Here is an 18308-nt window from a genome sequence, read left to right on the forward strand (position 1 = left end):
GGAATTTTAGTGTTCAAGAATAACGCGGTCTCGTATCAAGAAAATGGTCAGGGTGTCTTTGTTTTTCTTCTTCGGTTTACCCTCCAATTCAGGTTGAAGCGCTAGTTTCCTTGGATCCGCTAAAAATGCAGTGACCCGCTCATTCGGCTCAACTGGAATTCCGCTCATCAAGGCTAACTCCCAACTTTCATTATCATTGGCCTGCTGCGCAACTTTGACGCCAACCCCGACGCCGTGTGACTTTGGAGGCTCAACAATTCTTGATTTGCCTGGGGGTAATGGAAACGGATCAAGGTGATTGCATTTCAGCACCAAATTATCTTTTGCCAGATTGACAAAGCGTACTTCTCCTGGCGCCGGCGAACTTGGGTCATCGCTCAAAACCGTATAGTCAATATTCCCTGCGGAATTTTTCCAGATTAGGATTAGATTGTTCTGAGGTTTGGGGTTCAATGACGCTTTGATTAACGGGGCTTTCGTTTCATCATTTGTAGGCTCATACAGATTCAATTCACGACTGGTAGACTGATACACATGCAATTTGCCCAATGTCCTTCTACGTGCGGGAGTTGAGATGACTTCGCTGCCTGTCTGATAATAGAGATCTGGTATATCCACATTCCAGCCTGTGATGCGAAATGAATAAGTTTGCTCAGCGTCAGCTTTTGAAAACAGAGTGAAGAGAGCTCCCCAGCAAAACAGTGATAGGAAGTTAATGGATAGAATTTTAGATTTCATCTGAAGATAGCCAGCGGAATGACACGATTTCAAAACGGCGTCCAAATTTCTGGTTTTGACTATTTGCAGCTAATGGAGACAGAGTTGGCCGCTCACTTGAGTCTATATATTCCGGTAAGCGCTGAACTACTGCTTCGCACCATGCCTGCGCTAACACAGCGGGGGAATCGCTTGAACCTGAGAACGGATCGATTACATCTCCATACGCGCGTATGATAAATGTATCTGATCGAGCAGAAAGTGAAGCGCCCAGTGCTTGTAACACGTCAGCTTGAGTGAGCCAACCTGGGATATTCGAGAAATTACTGAAGCCAGAGTAGTCTCCCTCTGGCATGTAGTCATTATCGGGATACTCAGACGCTTTATCCTTTCCGTTATTGACGGATGCACGCTCCAAGTAGTCATTTTTATTGAAATCCAAGTTAATCCCAGACCAATCGATCGCTAATTGAATGGCTCCTGCAAGCCCTGTCTCAGTTACTTCGATATTTATGTCCGCAGAAGAATCTTCATTGTCCGTTGGATCGAGATCGTAGTTATGAGATACGCTTTCAGCTGGCGTCAATTGACGGTTGATAAATTGAGATAGCGAGAGGAAGGGCCCCCTAGCTTTTACCTGCCAGACGATTTCCTTTGCCAGACGCTCAATCTGGTCATCATTCAATTTACGGAATCCAGTAAATGAATTTTCGTCCTCTTTGGCCGATTTGGAACTGGAAAAGACTGATTGGCCAGTTCCTGGTTGTCTTATGGAGCGAGCCATTGGAGTCGTTTCCAATTCGGCATCCGGATCGTTTAAATCACCGTTTACCGAGAGGCCACGTAGTCCGGAGAGAACTGCTTTCCAGGCGTCAACCGAAACTGAGTTCACGTTAAAGGCTCCTTCATTCACCATCCAAGCTGCGGGCGTTAGACCTGCTTCGCCAGGTCCCAGGATGGATGGGTCAGGAAATGCTTCTGACGCTTCAAGGCCTACCAACTGGTCGAAAGTTGGATTCTGCTCCTGATTAAACACCAAACGATTATTTGCTGGAGAGGGATCCATTTCCTTCGAAGGAATAATTGTCGAAAAATAAGTGCTATCCCATAACGCAACGTTTAGCAGGTAGCTCATGTCGTAGCGACGAATCTCAGTCATTTTGGGGAGATCAGGCACATAGTCGGTATACCATTTAGGACTATTGCCGAATGCGTCGCTCGATTCTATATCATGGTTTGATAGTTGGATGCTAAGGCTATTGGTAATTGGATCGGTGTGAGACTTGTTTCGGGGGACAAAGCGGTTGTAGCGCGAATTGCCTACGAGGTTGCCTGCTTGAGTGCATACTCCAAGCGCTTCATCGTCTGCGCTTAGATCCGCATGCTGTAGTTGTGCTAACGAAAAGAGAGCGACTTCGTTATCGGCATAAGAGCGTGGGATATCAGCAATAACATACTTGCCGTTTGGGCTGGTGCGATTTGGGTTGCCGAGTTCACCAGCGCCCCAAGCTGGTTGGGAGGAGGTGTCTGTGTCGAAATAGGTGGTGAATTCGCTTGGACTCAGGCCGGTTTTGTTTAATCGAAGCAAGCCACGTTTAGTGCTATCCGCTTCAGTGTAATAAGCTTCGTATTGATATGATCCCAATAGATTGGCTTCCCCGTGTGTCGCAAAGAGGGAATCACCCTCATATTTGTTTCCTCCTAAGTTGTCGCCAAAAACACGCCAACCGCGAAAGCCTGCTATCTCTGTACGGTAGCTGTTGAATAGGTTATCGTAGAATTCAATGCCTGGTAGCCCATTGTTATCAACTACGCGAAAGGAACGGAATTCTTGCAGGACTGAGCGTTCTTTGCCAGGTATCGTCAGTTTGACATCTATGCCCCCTAATTTGGGCTTAATGAATGTTGATCGAAAAAAAGCGCTGCTTCCCATGGCTGCGTTACCTCCTCCAGTGAGTAAACCGGTAGGGAAGAGAGAGGCATCACTGATGTAGTGCCAGTCGCAATGATGGGTGAACCATGTGACCATGGAAGAGTCAGTCATTTCTTGCAGCGGGATTGTCTCGTAGCTATCGCCATCAATTCCAGTGCTGGGCAGGCTATTATTTGGATCAATGATATATGCCTTTGTTTCACCAGGAGCTAAGTTGAGGTCGCCAGGAGGAACCTGAAATACTACTCTATCTAATACACCGGGTCGATTGTCGTCAGGATCTGTTGGGCCGTCGTTATTCAGTGAGCGTTGGTATTTTAGTATCGGATAGCTACGCCTGAAATAGCTTTTATCGGGATTTTCTGGATCGAAGTAGACTTGATATGGTTCCGAGAGATTTTTCACGGAATCACTGCCATTCTCCTGCCTCTTAAATACAGAAGTGATACGCTTAGGATTAGGAGTGCCATTAAGTTCTTCAGGTAATTGCTGGGCAGGCATGCCGTCTTCGATGTATTCGCACAGCAGGCCCCATTCATTATCGCCCCAAGAGTTATTTTGATAGTCTTGCTGATTTAGCTCAAGCTGTATGTTTAGCCCGTCAGGCGCTGTCAGTGCACGTGTGTAAGGGTTGCCCAAAACAAATATTACCGATGTATCGATAGCTGGGCCGCTCTTAAGAGCGATCTGAAATCTCGATTCTAGAATTACGGGAGTAACCGCGTGCTGCACCACAATCGGGTCGGAATCAATGTCAACGGCTGCTTGAACCTCGAGCGCACTATTATCTGTGTAGGCTAGGGAATAGAAGGACTTTAATTGATCCCATTTGGGTCCAAGCCGGGGGCTTACATCGACATGAGCATAGCCAAAACCTCCAGTCTCGGTACTTGCTGAAAATAATGAAGGGTTAGAGGGGAATTTACCTCCAGGAAAGTCTGATGCTGGGGTTCCTGCGTCGGGAAGGATATTACGACCATCGAGAAAAGTGTCTCCAGAACGCGGATCCAAGTGGTAAGAAAGGTCGCGTTTCAACCCCCCAAACTGAGAATCAGACAAAACTCCTTTAGAGTAGGTGGTTAGATCGTGAAAATGACTTTTCAAGTCTTCATCGGTAAGCGTGTCTGAAGTTAAAAGCGCATGATCGAGTGACACAGCTCGCTTCACTGCTTCGTACTGTGGATTGTCCGGTTCTGCTGTTGCGAGTGGATAATCTGATTCGAAGACATCAATCGCATCGATGCCATTGCGCTGAGCCGTCAGTAAGCGATATCTACTATCTCGACTTTCGGCAGTCATGGCATCATCAGGGGAAATTTTTCCAGCATGTAAGTCTACTAAGTTGTACCTGGCCTTCACTCCTTCATCGCCAACCCACCACGCATAACGTCCTTTGGCATTTGCAGCGTCTCCTTCTGCAATTTCCACGAGAGGCGCAGCGACATAGGACTCAATATTGCTACCTGCTGAGCCGGCCCCCAACATCAATGTGGCGCTCTTTGTGCCTATGAGTAATGTCTCTTCTGGGCTCACTGCCGAACTGAGTGCCCTGCCATCATTGTATGTAACTAACTGCGCTGGCGTAAAAGTAAATTCCGTAGCTTGAGCTGGCTCTGCAATCTGGCCTTCCGCGCCTAATACTATCTGGGGTGCGTCTTCTTGTCCGCTAACCAACCAGTTGAGTAAGACTGGCTCGGGTGAACTCGTAAATATAGAGTCTGGGGTGCTTTTATTACCCCATACTCCGGTCCAGAAGCGGGTGCCGGCATTTACTTGCCCCAGTCCGTTTGTTTGAGCGCTTGCAACTGTTACACCAGTAGAATTCTCTCCCAATCCAGCGGTAGCGGTGGTTCGCTGATCAGGACCAGCCGTTCGTTGTAGTTCTCCAATAGCAAAGTTTAAGGCCATCAAGGCGTTGGATCTGGCCTGCTCAATGTGCTTGGTGTTTCCTGCGGACTGAAGTTCTATTTGAGAAAGCGTGGTAAGGCTAACCATAAGCATCACCAAGAAGAGCATCAGGGTAATGGATATGATGAGTGCAAAGCCTCGCCGAGATCTGAAGATAATACGATTATTTCGAAATCGATTTGGTGCTGGGGTATTCAAGGGTAGGGTAAGTTCTAGGTGTATGAGCGCGAACTAAATTAGCGAATTTATCTTTATATTACTAGTAAGATCTTGATTTATTCGAGGAACAAGTGTTTCGTGGCTTAATATTAAGTTTTCAACAGTTCTTTATCCAAGAGAATAGAGCAATTGTATGCCCTCTAAAAGTGAAAAATCTATTGTTAGCCTCGGTGACATTGCACGTGAGGCAGGCGTCTCAAGAGCAGCTGCCAGCTACGCTTTAAATAATCAAGCAGGCGTTAGTAAGGCAACTAGAGAGCGGATCCTTGAAATAAGTAAGCGGATGGGGTATGTTCCAGACGCGCGGATAAATACATGGATGGCTCGAATTCGAGATTCTAAGGAGAAAGGCCTCCTGCCGATCATTTGGCTGAATACGATTAAGAATACACCTTCTTGGCATGATTATTCTTTTCTGTCGCCCTATCTTGAGGGAGCGCAGAAGAGAGGGTTAGAGCTTGGGTATCGAATCGATGAATTCTGGACTCATCAGCCCGGGATGAATATGAAGAAAGTCTCAGATATGCTCTATCGGCGTGGAATCGAGGGTTTCGTCTGCACTTATCCGGCAACGCACTTTAGAATCGATTGGAATAGTGTTGCTGGAGTCGCGATACAAGGTGGTTTGCTCAGTCCACGTTTACATCGTGTCGTATCTAACTCCTATGCGAACTTATTGCTCTCTTTGAAAATGGCTAAGCGATATGGCTATAAGCGCATTGGTGTTTGTTTAGAAAAGCAAGTTGATCAATTCTCTGCTCATTCCCTACGAGCAGCAGCCATATATGCTAATTCAGTAACTCCTAGAACGCATCAGGTGCCACCACTTTTTTATTCTCATCGAGACGAATCTACATGGCCAGCGGCGAAGAAAGTTCTGCAGGCTTGGATTCGCAAGCACCGACCTGAAGTGATCATCGGACATAGCTCCGAACTAGTAAATTGTGTTTTGGAGACTGGATTGAAAATTCCGGAAGAAATTGGAATCATCCATTTAGCAACAGATGACGATGTAGCTGATTGGGCGGGTGTCTGTTCAAACAAGAGGTTAATTGGAGCGACAGCGATTGAACTATTGGTATCACTGATGCGCAATCGTCAGTACGGCATTCCAGAGTTTGCGGTAGATACATCAATCGAAGGTGAATGGCAGGATGGTTGGACGCTTATGAAGAAATAGAAAATATGAATATGCAATGATTGATATTTGTTGCGTCGGCTCTGGTGCTTATCGGCCAATAGTTTCGATTTGTAGATTGAATGAAAATTTGTGCCTTCCTGGAAAAATTTGGTATCTGGGCAGTGTTGCGGGACCGCAGCTGCCTGTGCCTAAGCCAGCATGTAGGTAATCCAGATTTAAGAAAGTTTCAGGTCGTGGCTTTAAATGACATGAATGGGTTGCGGCATAGAGATCGTTTGGCGTATAGTGGCTAGCGGAAAACTCGAAAGATTTATTCGCAAAAACGCGCATGCACACCGTTCCGTTACTAAGTGTCAACCACCGTGTATCCGAATGGTTACCATGTTCCTGTGGAACTATGTAGGGCACATACTGTTCCGAGACTGTAGACTGGTAAAGGTCTATCATCGCAGAGCGATTTCGGTCTCGGTAATTTTCCCAAGGTCCTCTACCGTACCAACTGAGGTCCTCGAAATCACCAGGAAGCACTAATGAGAGACCCAGTCGTGGGAGGGGCTCTAAAGTAGAGGAGACATCAAATTCATTTTCAACATATATATATCCTGTGGGGTGTATGATGTAAGAATGCTTGTGCAGAATTGCGCGATCAGAAGCAGCGCAAGTCGCCGTATGCTGAAGCACTACTTTAACTGAGCCATTCGCGCACTGCGTTAGTTGTGGTTCCGTTGAGATCAGCCGTATTGAATTGATGCCAGCAGCGAGCCATTTGCCGAGTGCTTTATTCTCCTGGCCAGTCCATTGCTTGATACCGTCATTATCCGTTGGGCCTCGCCAAACCTGTAATTGAGGTCCTGAAGATAGAACGAGAGTATCATGCGAACTTAAGGATTCCAAAAGACCATATGATCGGTTAAAGATTAAGCAAATATCGTCATTCTCAATCCGTAATAATTTACTCGTATTGGTGTAGTGCAATCGCCTCTTTGATGGAGTCGGTTTTATCTGGAAGGTCGTTCTGGGGTTTAGCTCAAGTTGATCCCAGCCCACTCGACGTCCCACGTTGCACCAAGTATGCTTTTCCTTAGAATGAAATGATACATGCAGAAGGACTTCGTCACTTGCTGTAGATGGGTATTGGGGAAGCTCCAGTGCAATCTCCTGTGTTAGTTGTGGTGGACAATCCAGAAGTGGTAAGGCGCCCGATGCATAAGTGGACCCATTTACTGTTAAACGCCATTCGCCAGACAGCCAATTGCTGTTCGTGAAATGCTGTCTGTTTTTTACTTTTAAGTATCCATGTTCATATGAAATAGCTTTTAATGGCTGAGCAAGATGTTGAAATTCAAAGAGTGCCGGGTGCGGGGAGCGATCTGGCCAAAGTAGTCCGTCACAACAGAAATTCAGATCATTGGGGTAGTCCCCGAAATCCCCCCCGTATGCCCATTTTGTCTTTCCTGCGTGATTACGCTGAAATGCATGATCGATCCACTCCCAAATGAAGCCTCCTTGGACTCCGGAGGCAGACTCAAAAACGTCGTAATAATCCGCCAATGAGCCGTTGCTATTGCCCATCGCATGCGAGTATTCCGATAGAATCATGGGACGCCGTTGGTCTGGATGCTCTTTATTCTTGGACCAAGCTACGATTCTCTCGATCGAAGGATACATTGGGCAGACGATATCACTGGCTAAGTGCCCCAGAGATAAGTCGTGTTCCATTTCTAACTGCCGTCCATCGGGAGTGTTCCAGAGCGCGGCTTCATAATGTAGTGGGCGATTGGGGTCGCGAGTGCGAATCCACCCCGCCATTGCATCGTGGTTTGCTGCATAGCCGCTTTCATTGCCAAGAGACCAAATAATCACGCTTGGATGATTCTTGTCGCGCTCAACCATGCGTATCGCTCGCTCTAAAAACGCGCTGGCGTATCGCCGGTCCTGACACATTTGAGAAAAGTAGCCGTGTGATTCGATATTTGCTTCGTCAATTACATACAATCCGTACTCGTCGCACAAATCCAGCCAGTAAGGATCATTGGGATAATGAGCACACCGTACCGCATTAAAATTGAATCGCTTTAGGAGTTGTGCGTCGAGGCGCATGGTTTCGCGATCAACGACCTTACCTTTTGTCGGGTGATGGTCATGCCGGTTGACACCATTGATTAGAACTCTCTGTCCGTTAATCAACAGATTACGATCACGAATTTCTATTGAGCGAAAGCCAACCCTGGTCGATGTGTGTTCAATCGCGTGGCCATCTACATCGATTAACGAAACAACGACTTGATATAAGTTCGGTTGCTCCGCTGACCACACTGCAACATTGTTTATCTGCTCATTAAAGCGCGCCATCATGCGAGGCCAGGAGTTTGGCTTTCCAATCGGAACGCGTTTGCACAGTGGTGGCTGAAAGATATCTTTTCCGGTTGGATCTAACACACGAACTTGGACGCTCCAGCCATCCTCGCCTTGGCTTGGAAATCCGACATTAACCCTTAAATTCAGGCGCCCGTGGGTATAGCCATTTTCCAGTAAAGCCTCGACAAAGACATCGGCTAAATAAGTAGGGGATGTCGAATAAAGAAACACCTCTCGATGAATGCCGCCCAGCCACCACTGATCTTGATCTTCAATAAAGGATGCATCTGACCACTGAACAACTACTACTGCGAGAAAGTTCGTCTCTCCAACCACAACATAGTCGGTGACGTCGAATTCGGAAGGGAGTCTTGAGTCTTTTCCCATGCCAATAGCATGCCCGTTAACATAGACATACAGTACGCTTTCGGCTCCCCCAAAGTGCAGAATTATGCGACGATTTTCCCAGTCTTGAGCGACTTCAAACTCACGAACATAAATACCCGTGGGGTTGGCTTCTGGAACTTCAGGAGGCTCATTGGAAAAGGGCATTTTTAAGTTCGTATAGTGTGGGGCGCCGTGACCTTGTAAGCACCAGTGCCCGGGCACCTCCATCAATGCCCAGTTCTCACGATTCAAATCAGGGCTAATATCATCCACGGTCACTGTGAGTGGGTTTTCCGCCAGTCGGAAGCGCCAAACTCCATCCAAATGCTGAAACCAGGGAGAGTTTTCACGCAGGCCAGATATCGCTTGTTGGGCAGTTGCATATGGGTAAAGCGTAGACCGCATAGGCAAGCGATTTAGGGATGTATTTTCCGGGGAAATCCATGTCTTCAAGGGGCCGACCGAAAGTAATCCGGGCAAGGGGCTATGTAATGTTACTGTTTCAAGAGGCATTGGGTGCAAAGCAGTGATTTGTCGGCGATAACCTGCAGCCCAGACCATCTGTGTCGTTGGGCATTATTCAAATCTTGTGTTAGAAGGAGGGTATCGGTGTTTTTAAGGCTTTGCACAAGTCGTCGATTGCTTAATATTAAGTTTCAATGGTCTTGAGCAGGCGCGTGCAAAGCGAGAAACATTATTAAGACAATGATCAGAGTTGATCTGCACAAAGCCTTTTAGTGTTATACCTATTGGGCTTAGGTATCCCTTGAAAAAATAAGTCTAATTGTAAATCGTTCTACCCTGAATCCCAATCTCACGTGAAGCGTCGAAAGTTCAATATACCCCTTTTAGAAGTCATTATCGTCAGTCTCATTATACACATCGCCGCTTTGTTCTTATTGGGGGGCGTTGCTATCTGGCAGAATTTTAGAAACGCTCCATTGGAATTAGAAGCGCCTCCAATAGCTGAACCTATGGATCAGCCGACTCGCGTAAAAATCAAGCCGATGTTGGATATGGAACCCGCTTCGGTGAAGAAAATCCAAGTGAGATCTATCACTACGATGGATATACCTATGGTCGATGTTGATATGCCGATGGTGGATAACCGTGTCGCGATGGGCGGATTCTCAGGTAACGGTATAGGGAAAGGAATCAGTGGAGTCGATTTAAGTAAGATCTCTGTAGATTTTTTTGGGCTTAGCGGCAACGCCGAGCGTATTGCCTTTGTCGTGGATTACTCATCCTCAATGACAAAAATGGCTGGCAGCATTCCGCGTGTGGAATTGATGCGCAAAGAATTCACACGTTCTGTGAATGATTTGCCTGAACAAGCAATGGTCAGTGTATTGTTTTTTGCAGGTCCGGTCTGGGAGCCCGTTGGCGTGGAAAACAAAGAGCTGAAAGCTGTCGTTAGCGATGCGAAGAAAACCTATAAGATGCCCGGACAAAAAGGAGCGGATGCATACGCGCTGCCAGAGGGGGTTAAACCGCCTACTCCAAAATGGCGCACGTTAAGTAGCGCCAATAAACGAATCATTACTCAGCAAATTCAAAACTCACCGCTAACTAATGGAACGACCTGGAGTTTGCCATTCGAAGTTGTTTTTGCGATGGAGGAACCGCCGGATTTAATCTTCTTTCTAACCGATGGAGCTGTAGGTAAAGAAGACCAAGAGAAAACGATAGAGATGGTCGGACGGTGGCATCGAAAGAATCCGGATGCTAAAATTAATACGATCGCTCTTGGGATTCCGGGGGCGGAAGAATCATTGAAACTAATCGCTGAAATGACCAACGGCCGCTACACTTTAATTACCGACGAAGTGAAGCACAACTAAGCTGAATGGCGCTAGTTACGCCAAATACAGAATTGCTGATCTATAGGCTTCATCGAAGCTGATCTACCTTCATGGTCTGAAGGTGGTTATCGGTGGATTGGGTAGCTATGCTTGATAATGACCTAAACAGCTTTGGCTGGTGATTACTTTATAGTAAGCCCTGCATTGCTTGCCTGATTTATTCGAACGGACAAACGTCGAGCAAGAACATACCTCCCGAAACAAAATACTTTGTTGGATTATAGCCTTATTCCGACGTTGGATTTCAGGTGACTAACAGATTGTCAATTGTGCTTCTTCAAAGGGGTGGGGGCGATGGCTGCTTCAGTATTGGCAGTTAAGTGAATTAATAGAACTGGGAATTTCTAAAGTATTAAATTTATGAGTCTGGTTGACTGGTTACTTGTTGCCTTGCCGATTTTCTTTGTGATTTCGGTAGCGATTTTCACGCAGAGAAAGATGAGAAGCGTGGCTGATTTTATGTCTGCCAGCAGGCTTGCTGGTCCATATCTACTGGCAGTTGCTGGTGGAGAGATGCAAGCTGGCGCAGTTGTGTTCGTTGCGTTGTTCGAATTGATTTCCCATGCCGGATTTACGGTTAGTTGGTGGCAACTGATTGGGACGCCAATCGCTATTCTTGTCGCAATAACGGGATTCGTTACCTTTAGACTACGGGAAACCAGAGCGATGACTTTGGCACAGTTCTTTGAGCTTCGGTATAGCAAGCGATTCAGGGTATTTACTGGGATGTTGGCGTTTTTGGCAGGGGTGATAAATTTTGGTATTATACCCGCCGTAGGGGCCCGTTTCATGGTTTACTACCTAGGCTTGCCTGTGGAGTTACAGTTTTGGGGATTCGATATTTCGACGTATATTGTGCTGATGGCCTGCTTTCTCGGCATTACGTTGTTTATCACTCTTGCAGGAGGATTTATCACCGTAATGTTGACGGACTGTGTTGAGGGAATTCTTTCGCAACTGTTTTATCTCGTCATCGTAATTGTTCTGGTGGTTATGTTTTCTTGGGATGATATCACAACTGTGTTGAGCGACAGACCAGCGGGGAAGTCTATGCTGAACCCATTTGATTCTATGGGTTTAACTCAATTTAATATCTGGTACGTTTTAATGGGCGCCTTCATATCCGTTTATGGAACGAATGCGTGGCAGAATGCTAATGGCTATCGCGCTGCCGCAGTGACGCCTCATGCATCGGTGATGTCGACCTTACTCGGACGCTGGAGAGAACTAGGTAAAATCTCGGTCGTGACGCTGTTGGCGATTTGTGCAGTAACGTTCTTGAATCACCCTGATTATGCCCAACAGGCTGCAGCAGCTCATGCAGATACCGCGATGATCGACAGCGTTCAGATTCAAAACCAGATGGAGGTGCCTATTGCCCTCTCGTATATGCTACCGATCGGAGTTAAAGGCATACTTTGTGCGATATTGTTGATGGGAATTTTTGGAGGCGATAGCACGCATTTGCATTCGTGGGGAGGAATATTCGTTCAGGATGTGTTGGTGCCGCTTCGTAAAAAGCCGTTTGGTCCAAAGCAGCATATTCGTGCGCTTCGAGGTTCGATTATTGGAGTCGCTGTTTTTGCATTCTTTTTTGGGACTTTTTTTAAGCAGACTGAGTATATCTTCATGTGGTGGTCAGTCACTATGGCAGTTTACCTCGGTGGAGCGGGGGCATGTATTATCGGAGGGCTTTATTGGAAGAAAGGAACAACTACGGGGGCATGGTGTGCGTTGTTTACTGGCTCCGGACTATCTACGGGTGGAATTCTTATTCGACAAATTTATGGTCATGACTTTCCGATGAATGGCATTCAGATTTCTTTTACCGCAGCCATTACCGCAATCATCGTCTATATTTTGGTGTCACTTCTGACTTGTCGGGAAAATTACAATCTTGACCGTATGCTACATCGGGGAAAATACGCCAAAATACCGGAAAAGCTGGGCGAGGAATTCTCTCAGCCTATCGAGATTCGCAAGTTTAGCTTTAAACGATTAGCGGGTATCGGCGACCAATTCTCGCGTGGAGATAAATTCATTGCAGGAGGGTTACTTGCCTGGAGTTTGATCTGGTTTGGCGTTTTTCTGATTGGTAGTATTTGGAACCTCATAGCCCCCTGGCCGAATACGGTTTGGGCTAATTATTGGCGGGTAGCGGGAATCGGCATTCCAATTACCATGACGGTTGTAACAGGCGTTTGGTTCACTTGGGGAGGGATACGTGACATACGTTTGCTTTTTAAACGATTAAATGAGCAAACAATCAATCACCTAGACGATGGGACCGTTGTGGGGCATCAAAATTTGGACGAGCGGCATGTGACGGAGCAGTCCCCTAAATAGTCATCACGAACATGAGAATTGTTGGTTTTAGAAGAATATATATTTAATAACTTTTAAAGGTTACAAGTGACTGTTTTTGGGGGGAGCATTAGTTAAATTCGAGGATACTAGACATTGTTGGCTATTTTATCTCGGAAGCGCCCTGGGCTTACTCCTTTTCGGCGCGTGAACCAGTTTACAAATAGGGAGTCCGATCGGAATCCAAGCAGGAACCCCAGCTCTTTGATTGAAATGCTTTGGTCGTGGAGTGACTCGCAAGCTTGCTCCAGTCGACGCCGATCCCAATACTTACTGATTGTTAGTCCGAGTTCGCGGACAAAGAGTCGGTTGAGCTGCACAATGCTGAGCTGGGTTACGACTTGAAGCTGATCACGGGGTAGGCCCTTCTTCAATGGCGCTTGATTGAGAATTCGAAATGCTGTGAGCAGGCGTTCGTCTTCGGATTTAAAGTAAGTCCAGTTTGCGTCATTGACGCTTAGAGCGTCAGTCCACTCCTTCAACCAGGCGAAGAAATGGATCTGCAATTGTAGAAAATTCGAGTAATCTGCCTGTTCACGGCGAAACGTCTTATAGGTGCCCGTCGGTGAGAAATTGTATGCGTGAAAGCGGGCGAGTCGCGTCGCTCGTTTAAGTAAGCTTGAATGTTGCTCGGTAGCTATTATCACCGGAGCATTCACATGAATAAGGTTGTCTCCTGTTGGCCATTGGCAGCGGTAGTGAATGGATAGCAGTTGCGAGTCGGGGGTGAAACGGTGTTCGGCCGAACCCTCAGGAAGCAGGACCCATTGACCAGGGTGGAGCGTTGTTATACGTTCACCTTGGGTGAGTTGTAATTCGCCTGCGCGCAAATACCATGCCCAATTTCCGCCTTCGGGAGCACGATTTGCCTTCATCGTGAGCGAACCCGGCTCGTGATCGTAGATCCAGATTAATTCGTTTCGCAGAGTTGCGAGCTCTAGGAGTGTTAGGTGCATGTTTATCTGTTGATAAAAATATAAAATTAAAATTAAAATGAAAAAATCACTTCACCTTGCTGAACGGATTAAGGATTTGTGAGCATATCTGCATGAAAAATGTGCAATCGCTTCCCTCTACTCTTAGAGTTAATGGCTACCGAGGTATTTGGTTTGAACTCGGGCATCAGTACGAGCATGGAGATCGGTATTCTGGAGGCTTAGGCACTTATACCGCCTACCACCAACCGGCAGCTGTTTATTCGGAACACTTTCAGAAAACGTTTTTTACATATGGTGGCACACCTTCGGCGGATGAACGATATCTCCTCGTCATGGCCTCTTACTACGATCATTGCACGGGCGAGGTTCCGAAGCCGGTTATTGTATGTGATAAAAATGGTGTTGATGATCCACATGACAACGGGTCGTTGCAGATTGACAATGACGGTTACATCTGGGTCTTCGTCAGTGGACGCAATACAATGCGTCCGGGACTCATTTACCGGAGTCGTCATCCCGGCAAGATTGATGCGTTCGAGCTCGTGGATGAGCAGGAGGTGACTTACCCACAGCCATGGTGGATACCGGAACGGGGATTTTTATTTCTCTTCACGAAATACACCGATGGACTTAAAGGCTCTGCTCGCGAGTTGTTTTGGAAAACTAGCCAGGACGGACAGGCGTGGTCGGATGACACCAAATTAGCTGGCTTCGGAGGGCATTACCAGGTGTCCGCTTGTCAAAACGGTAAGGTTGCCACATTCTTTAACTGGCATCCAGATAGCGAAAATAACGAACGAACGAACCTTTACTATGCTGAGAGCTCGGACTTTGGCGAAACGTGGACTTCTGCTAATGGCGATGCGTTGAGCCTGCCTCTTGATAAACCTTCAAACAATGCTTTGGTGATCGATTACAAAGCTGATGGTCGTTTAGTCTATACGTGTGACTTGAACTTTGATGAGCAGGGTAATCCCATTCTGTTGTATGTGTGTAGCCGAGACGGAAATCCGGGACCACAAGGCGACCCCCGCGAATGGCGCGTGACCTATTGGGATGGCCGAGTGTGGCGCACGAGTACCGTTGCGGTTTCGACGCACAACTACGATGTTGGGAGCCTGTATGTGGAAGATGGGCAATGGCGCATCATCGGGCCAACGGGCGCCGGCCCAGACCCGATAGGAACCGGGGGTGAGGTAACGATTTGGATCAGCACTGATCGAGGCCAGACATGGTGTCGGGAGCAATCGGTCACCTCGAACAGTCAGACGAATCACAGCCACGTGCGCCGCCCGCTTAATGCGCGCGATCCTTTTTACGCTTTTTGGGCTGATGGCGATACGCTAATGCACAGTCCTTCGCACCTATTTTTTTGTGATTATTCCGGCAAGCTGGTTTACCAACTGCCTTACTCATTTGAAGGGCAGTTTGCTCGCCCTGAACGCGTCTTTACCGCGTAAAAAGCACCTGATTAAGGCAAAGGCGGTTTGCTCAAATTGAAAGGCCAAGTCTATTTCGAAGGCGCATCAATATGCTTGGTGAAGACCGCTTCGGATGGTCGTTTCATGTCCTGGGCCAGTCAGGATTGATACAGTTTCTGCCCAGTGTCTGCTATTTAAGATCGATAATATGCTTTGGCAGGTGACTAACGTTCTTACTGGTGGGCGACTTATTTGCAGGCTCAGTAAATTGTGGCTTGAACGCTTATGGCAGGAGTGATCCGTTCTCCTTGAGCTTCCGGCGCAGTTGAGCAACATCGATGGCTGGCGCCGTGCGCCCTGAGGTTAACGCGAGCCACGCAGCCGTTCCCGCAGCTTCACCCGTTTGATTCATGTTCACCATGACCCTGATCCCGCCAAAAGCTTCGCGGTCAGCATCGAGTAGGCGTCCGCATACCAGCAGGTTTGTTGCGCCTTGAGGGAGCAAACTACGGTAGGAAACGTGATAACAGGACGGAGGCGTACTTGCTTTTTTCCAATAGCGTTCGAGATGCTTGCCATCCTTGCCAATGAGAATTTCTCGTCCGTCGAGGAAGCGCAACAAGGTGCCTTCTGCAGAGTGAACATCGATGGGATATGTGCCGCACGCTACACTGTCTTCCGGCTGAGCCCCTGAGAGCAGTTCATTGGCAGTGATTCGATGGAGACAGTTTGCATGCCACGTTTCGCGAACGCCCATTGAGACGGCAGACGACACTGGTGAGATAACGCTGCCAAAGCGTTCGCGAATCATGTCATGGAGTGCCCGGTGGCAGCGTCTACTTTCGAGAAATGCCGCTGTCAGCTGATCGGCATCTGAGGCGTCGATATTGTTGAGGCGTGGCCCATAAATGTTACGCAAGTCACCGCTTCCGCCGTACTCATTGATCCACGGGGTGGCGTTGTCAGTCGGGTATTGATACTGATCGACGAGGTCTGCGATTTGCGGCCAGATGTGTGCCTTGGATTTCTCCATGATTCGATTGAGACCCGCCACCATCATTTGGTAAGTGAGCGGCTGTAGATGCTGATTTCTCCATGCGCTGAATCCGGCTCGGCGCAAAAGGTCGCCATCTCCTGAAGCATCAATGAAGAAGCGTGCGCGTATGGCTCTGCGTCCGGTTTTATCTTCGATGATGGCCACATCCAGATCTTCTCCGCTGCGAATTGCGGAGACGCAACTTGCACGGAGAAATGGGCGTATGTTGCGCTGTTCGAGGATTAACTGATCGAGCTCGAGCACAAGCTCCGCACTGTTGAAAATGAAATGCTCACCTCGGTCTTTCCGCACTCTGTCGCAAACTGCATTGCGCTCACGCAAGCGGTTGAGGGTGTCGCTCGTTAGACCGCCGATAATTTGCTTCTTTCCGCTGGTGTCATGCAGCGAATGCCAATCGTTGACCTGCGCTGCAGTGGCCATTCCGCCGAAGAGACTGTTTTGCTCTACGATCGCCACTGACAGTCCCAATTGCGCGGCGCGCACTGCTGCAAAGACACCTGTGCAGGAACCGCCGATGATGCAGAGGTCGCACTCGTAGGCAACGGGGGTGGGGGGGAGTGTTTCCTGAATCGTATTCATAGCATGATTGAACCGTTTTCCTGCAGCACCCCGCGTAGAACAGACGTGTCGATCTGATCTGCCTGTTGTTCATTTTTCAAGGCCAGCCAAGCGGCGGTTCCCGCAGCTTCACCGGTCTGGTTCAGATTGACCATCACGCGTATTGCGGCATGGGCCTGCTCGTCGGCATCGATGAAGCGACCTGCTGCCAGCACGTTGCCAAAAGGGCCTCGTGGGATCAGGCACCGGTAGGGTATTTGATAATAGGTAGGGTCTTCGGATTGTTCGGGTCGCCAGCGACTGTTAACATGGGCGTGTCCCGGGCGGGCATACACTTCTTTGCCGTCGAGGTAGCGGAAGGTCAGGCCGGGCTTATTGTCGTGGTGAACGTCGACCCGGTAAGAGCCATTCGCGATGGCGTCGTCAAATGACCGTCCGTATAGCACATCCTCCCCCGTCAATTGATAGTGACTGCGCACGTGCCGAGTTTGACGAATGCCAATGCGTGCTGGTAGGTCGAGTAGTTTAACTGGTGTGTCAGGTGCGTATTTGCGCAATAAGTCCTGTATCGCACGGACTTGGCGGCGTCCTTCGATTTCGGCTTTGGTGAAGCCCAGAGCATTGGAACAGTCGTCGTAAACGCGCGTTCCAGCGAGCATGTGGATTTCCGAATCAGGTAGTTGACTAGTCCAAATGAACCCCTCGGGAATGTTGAACTCTACGCCGTGTTCTTGAATCAGCTTTTGAAAATGAACTTTCTGCATTAGTTCGCCCCAGCCTTCAAAGAGTGCACAGGTGGTCGATGGCTGTGTGTGAGCACTGCGGTAGGTATCCAGGCCAAGGCGCTCACACAGGTCGCCGTCGCCAGTCGCGTCGATGAAGAAGCGAGCTTTTAGCGCACTGCGACCAGACTTGTTTTCCACGATGATCGCGGTCAGTTGATTATCGACTATATGTGGCGCCACGAAGCTCGTGTGAAGCCAAGGCTCGATCTGGTTCTCGCTCATCAATTCGTCGAGCTCGATTTGCATTTCGGCCGAGTTGAAGATCCAGCCAGAGTTGGGATTGTTTGGCTTTACGGTGACGGCGTCACGCTTTTTCAGACGCTCGATGACTTCGACCGTAAGGCCGGCAAAAATTTGTTTTTCGAAGACGGTGTCCATCGCGCTGTGCCAGATGTTGACACGCGAAATGGTGGCGACGCCGCCGAAGCTGCCCATACGTTCCACTACGGCCACAGATAGGCCCAATCGCGCCGCACGGATTGCAGCAAAAAGCCCGGTGCAGGAGCCGCCCAGAACGCATAAGTCGTATTCGCCGGAGACTGGTGTCTCTCGTGCCGGTTCGTGTATCATGAGGGGGTTCATGACTATTTATTGTTCACCTTAGCTGATAGACGCCGAGGTTTTCTGCATGATGCAAAGAGATAATAGAATGGACAAAAG

The 18308-nt window shown here is 48.2% G+C and carries 10 protein-coding genes; 4 read left to right on the top strand and 6 right to left on the bottom strand.

From position 1 onward, the window contains the following. Positions 1–6 precede the first annotated feature (6 nt). Together RBB63_RS08495 and RBB63_RS08500 are read right to left on the bottom strand one after the other, a co-directional pair. Positions 7–738 carry a hypothetical protein gene (locus RBB63_RS08495; protein WP_309383097.1) on the bottom strand — a complete coding sequence of 244 codons (732 nt, stop codon included), beginning with the start codon at positions 736–738 and terminating at the stop codon, positions 7–9. Further along, positions 728–4756, bottom strand: a complete 4029-nt coding sequence (locus tag RBB63_RS08500; protein WP_309383099.1) for a pilus assembly PilX family protein — start codon at positions 4754–4756, stop codon at positions 728–730. Before RBB63_RS08500 ends, RBB63_RS08495 begins: the two co-directional genes overlap by 11 nt. Before the next feature lie 154 nt (positions 4757–4910). On the opposite strand from RBB63_RS08500, the gene RBB63_RS08505 reads away from it, so the two are divergent. Then, positions 4911–5957, top strand: a complete 1047-nt coding sequence (locus RBB63_RS08505; protein WP_309383101.1) for a LacI family DNA-binding transcriptional regulator — start codon at positions 4911–4913, stop codon at positions 5955–5957. A gap of 48 nt (positions 5958–6005) precedes the next feature. On the opposite strand, the gene RBB63_RS08510 is transcribed toward RBB63_RS08505, so the two are convergent. Next, positions 6006–9176, bottom strand: coding sequence for a glycoside hydrolase family 2 TIM barrel-domain containing protein (locus RBB63_RS08510; protein ID WP_309383103.1), 3171 nt, complete (start codon positions 9174–9176; stop codon positions 6006–6008). A gap of 305 nt (positions 9177–9481) precedes the next feature. On the opposite strand from RBB63_RS08510, the gene RBB63_RS08515 reads away from it, so the two are divergent. Then, on the top strand, positions 9482–10504 hold the full coding sequence (locus RBB63_RS08515; RefSeq protein WP_309383104.1) for a vWA domain-containing protein: 1023 nt from the start codon (positions 9482–9484) through the stop codon (positions 10502–10504). Between the two features lie 381 nt (positions 10505–10885). Next, complete coding sequence (locus RBB63_RS08520; protein ID WP_309383105.1) at positions 10886–12871, top strand: sodium:solute symporter family protein; 1986 nt, start codon at positions 10886–10888, stop codon at positions 12869–12871. A 107-nt stretch (positions 12872–12978) separates the two neighbouring features. Here the strand turns inward: RBB63_RS08520 and RBB63_RS08525 are convergent, their stop codons facing one another. Further along, positions 12979–13845, bottom strand: a complete 867-nt coding sequence (locus RBB63_RS08525; RefSeq protein WP_309383107.1) for a helix-turn-helix domain-containing protein — start codon at positions 13843–13845, stop codon at positions 12979–12981. Between the two features lie 314 nt (positions 13846–14159). On the opposite strand from RBB63_RS08525, the gene RBB63_RS08530 reads away from it, so the two are divergent. Further along, positions 14160–15287, top strand: coding sequence for a BNR-4 repeat-containing protein (locus RBB63_RS08530; RefSeq protein ID WP_309383109.1), 1128 nt, complete (start codon positions 14160–14162; stop codon positions 15285–15287). 244 nt (positions 15288–15531) lie between these two features. On the opposite strand, the gene RBB63_RS08535 is transcribed toward RBB63_RS08530, so the two are convergent. Then, on the bottom strand, positions 15532–16884 hold the full coding sequence (locus RBB63_RS08535; RefSeq protein ID WP_309383111.1) for an FAD-dependent oxidoreductase: 1353 nt from the start codon (positions 16882–16884) through the stop codon (positions 15532–15534). Continuing rightward, on the bottom strand, positions 16881–18230 hold the full coding sequence (locus tag RBB63_RS08540; protein ID WP_309383113.1) for an FAD-dependent oxidoreductase: 1350 nt from the start codon (positions 18228–18230) through the stop codon (positions 16881–16883). The genes RBB63_RS08535 and RBB63_RS08540 overlap by 4 nt, the downstream gene beginning before the upstream one ends. Positions 18231–18308: the final 78 nt, after the last annotated feature.

The sequence above is a fragment of the Cerasicoccus frondis genome, assembly GCA_031296915.1.
Classification (GTDB): Bacteria; Verrucomicrobiota; Verrucomicrobiia; order Opitutales; family Cerasicoccaceae; genus Cerasicoccus; species Cerasicoccus frondis.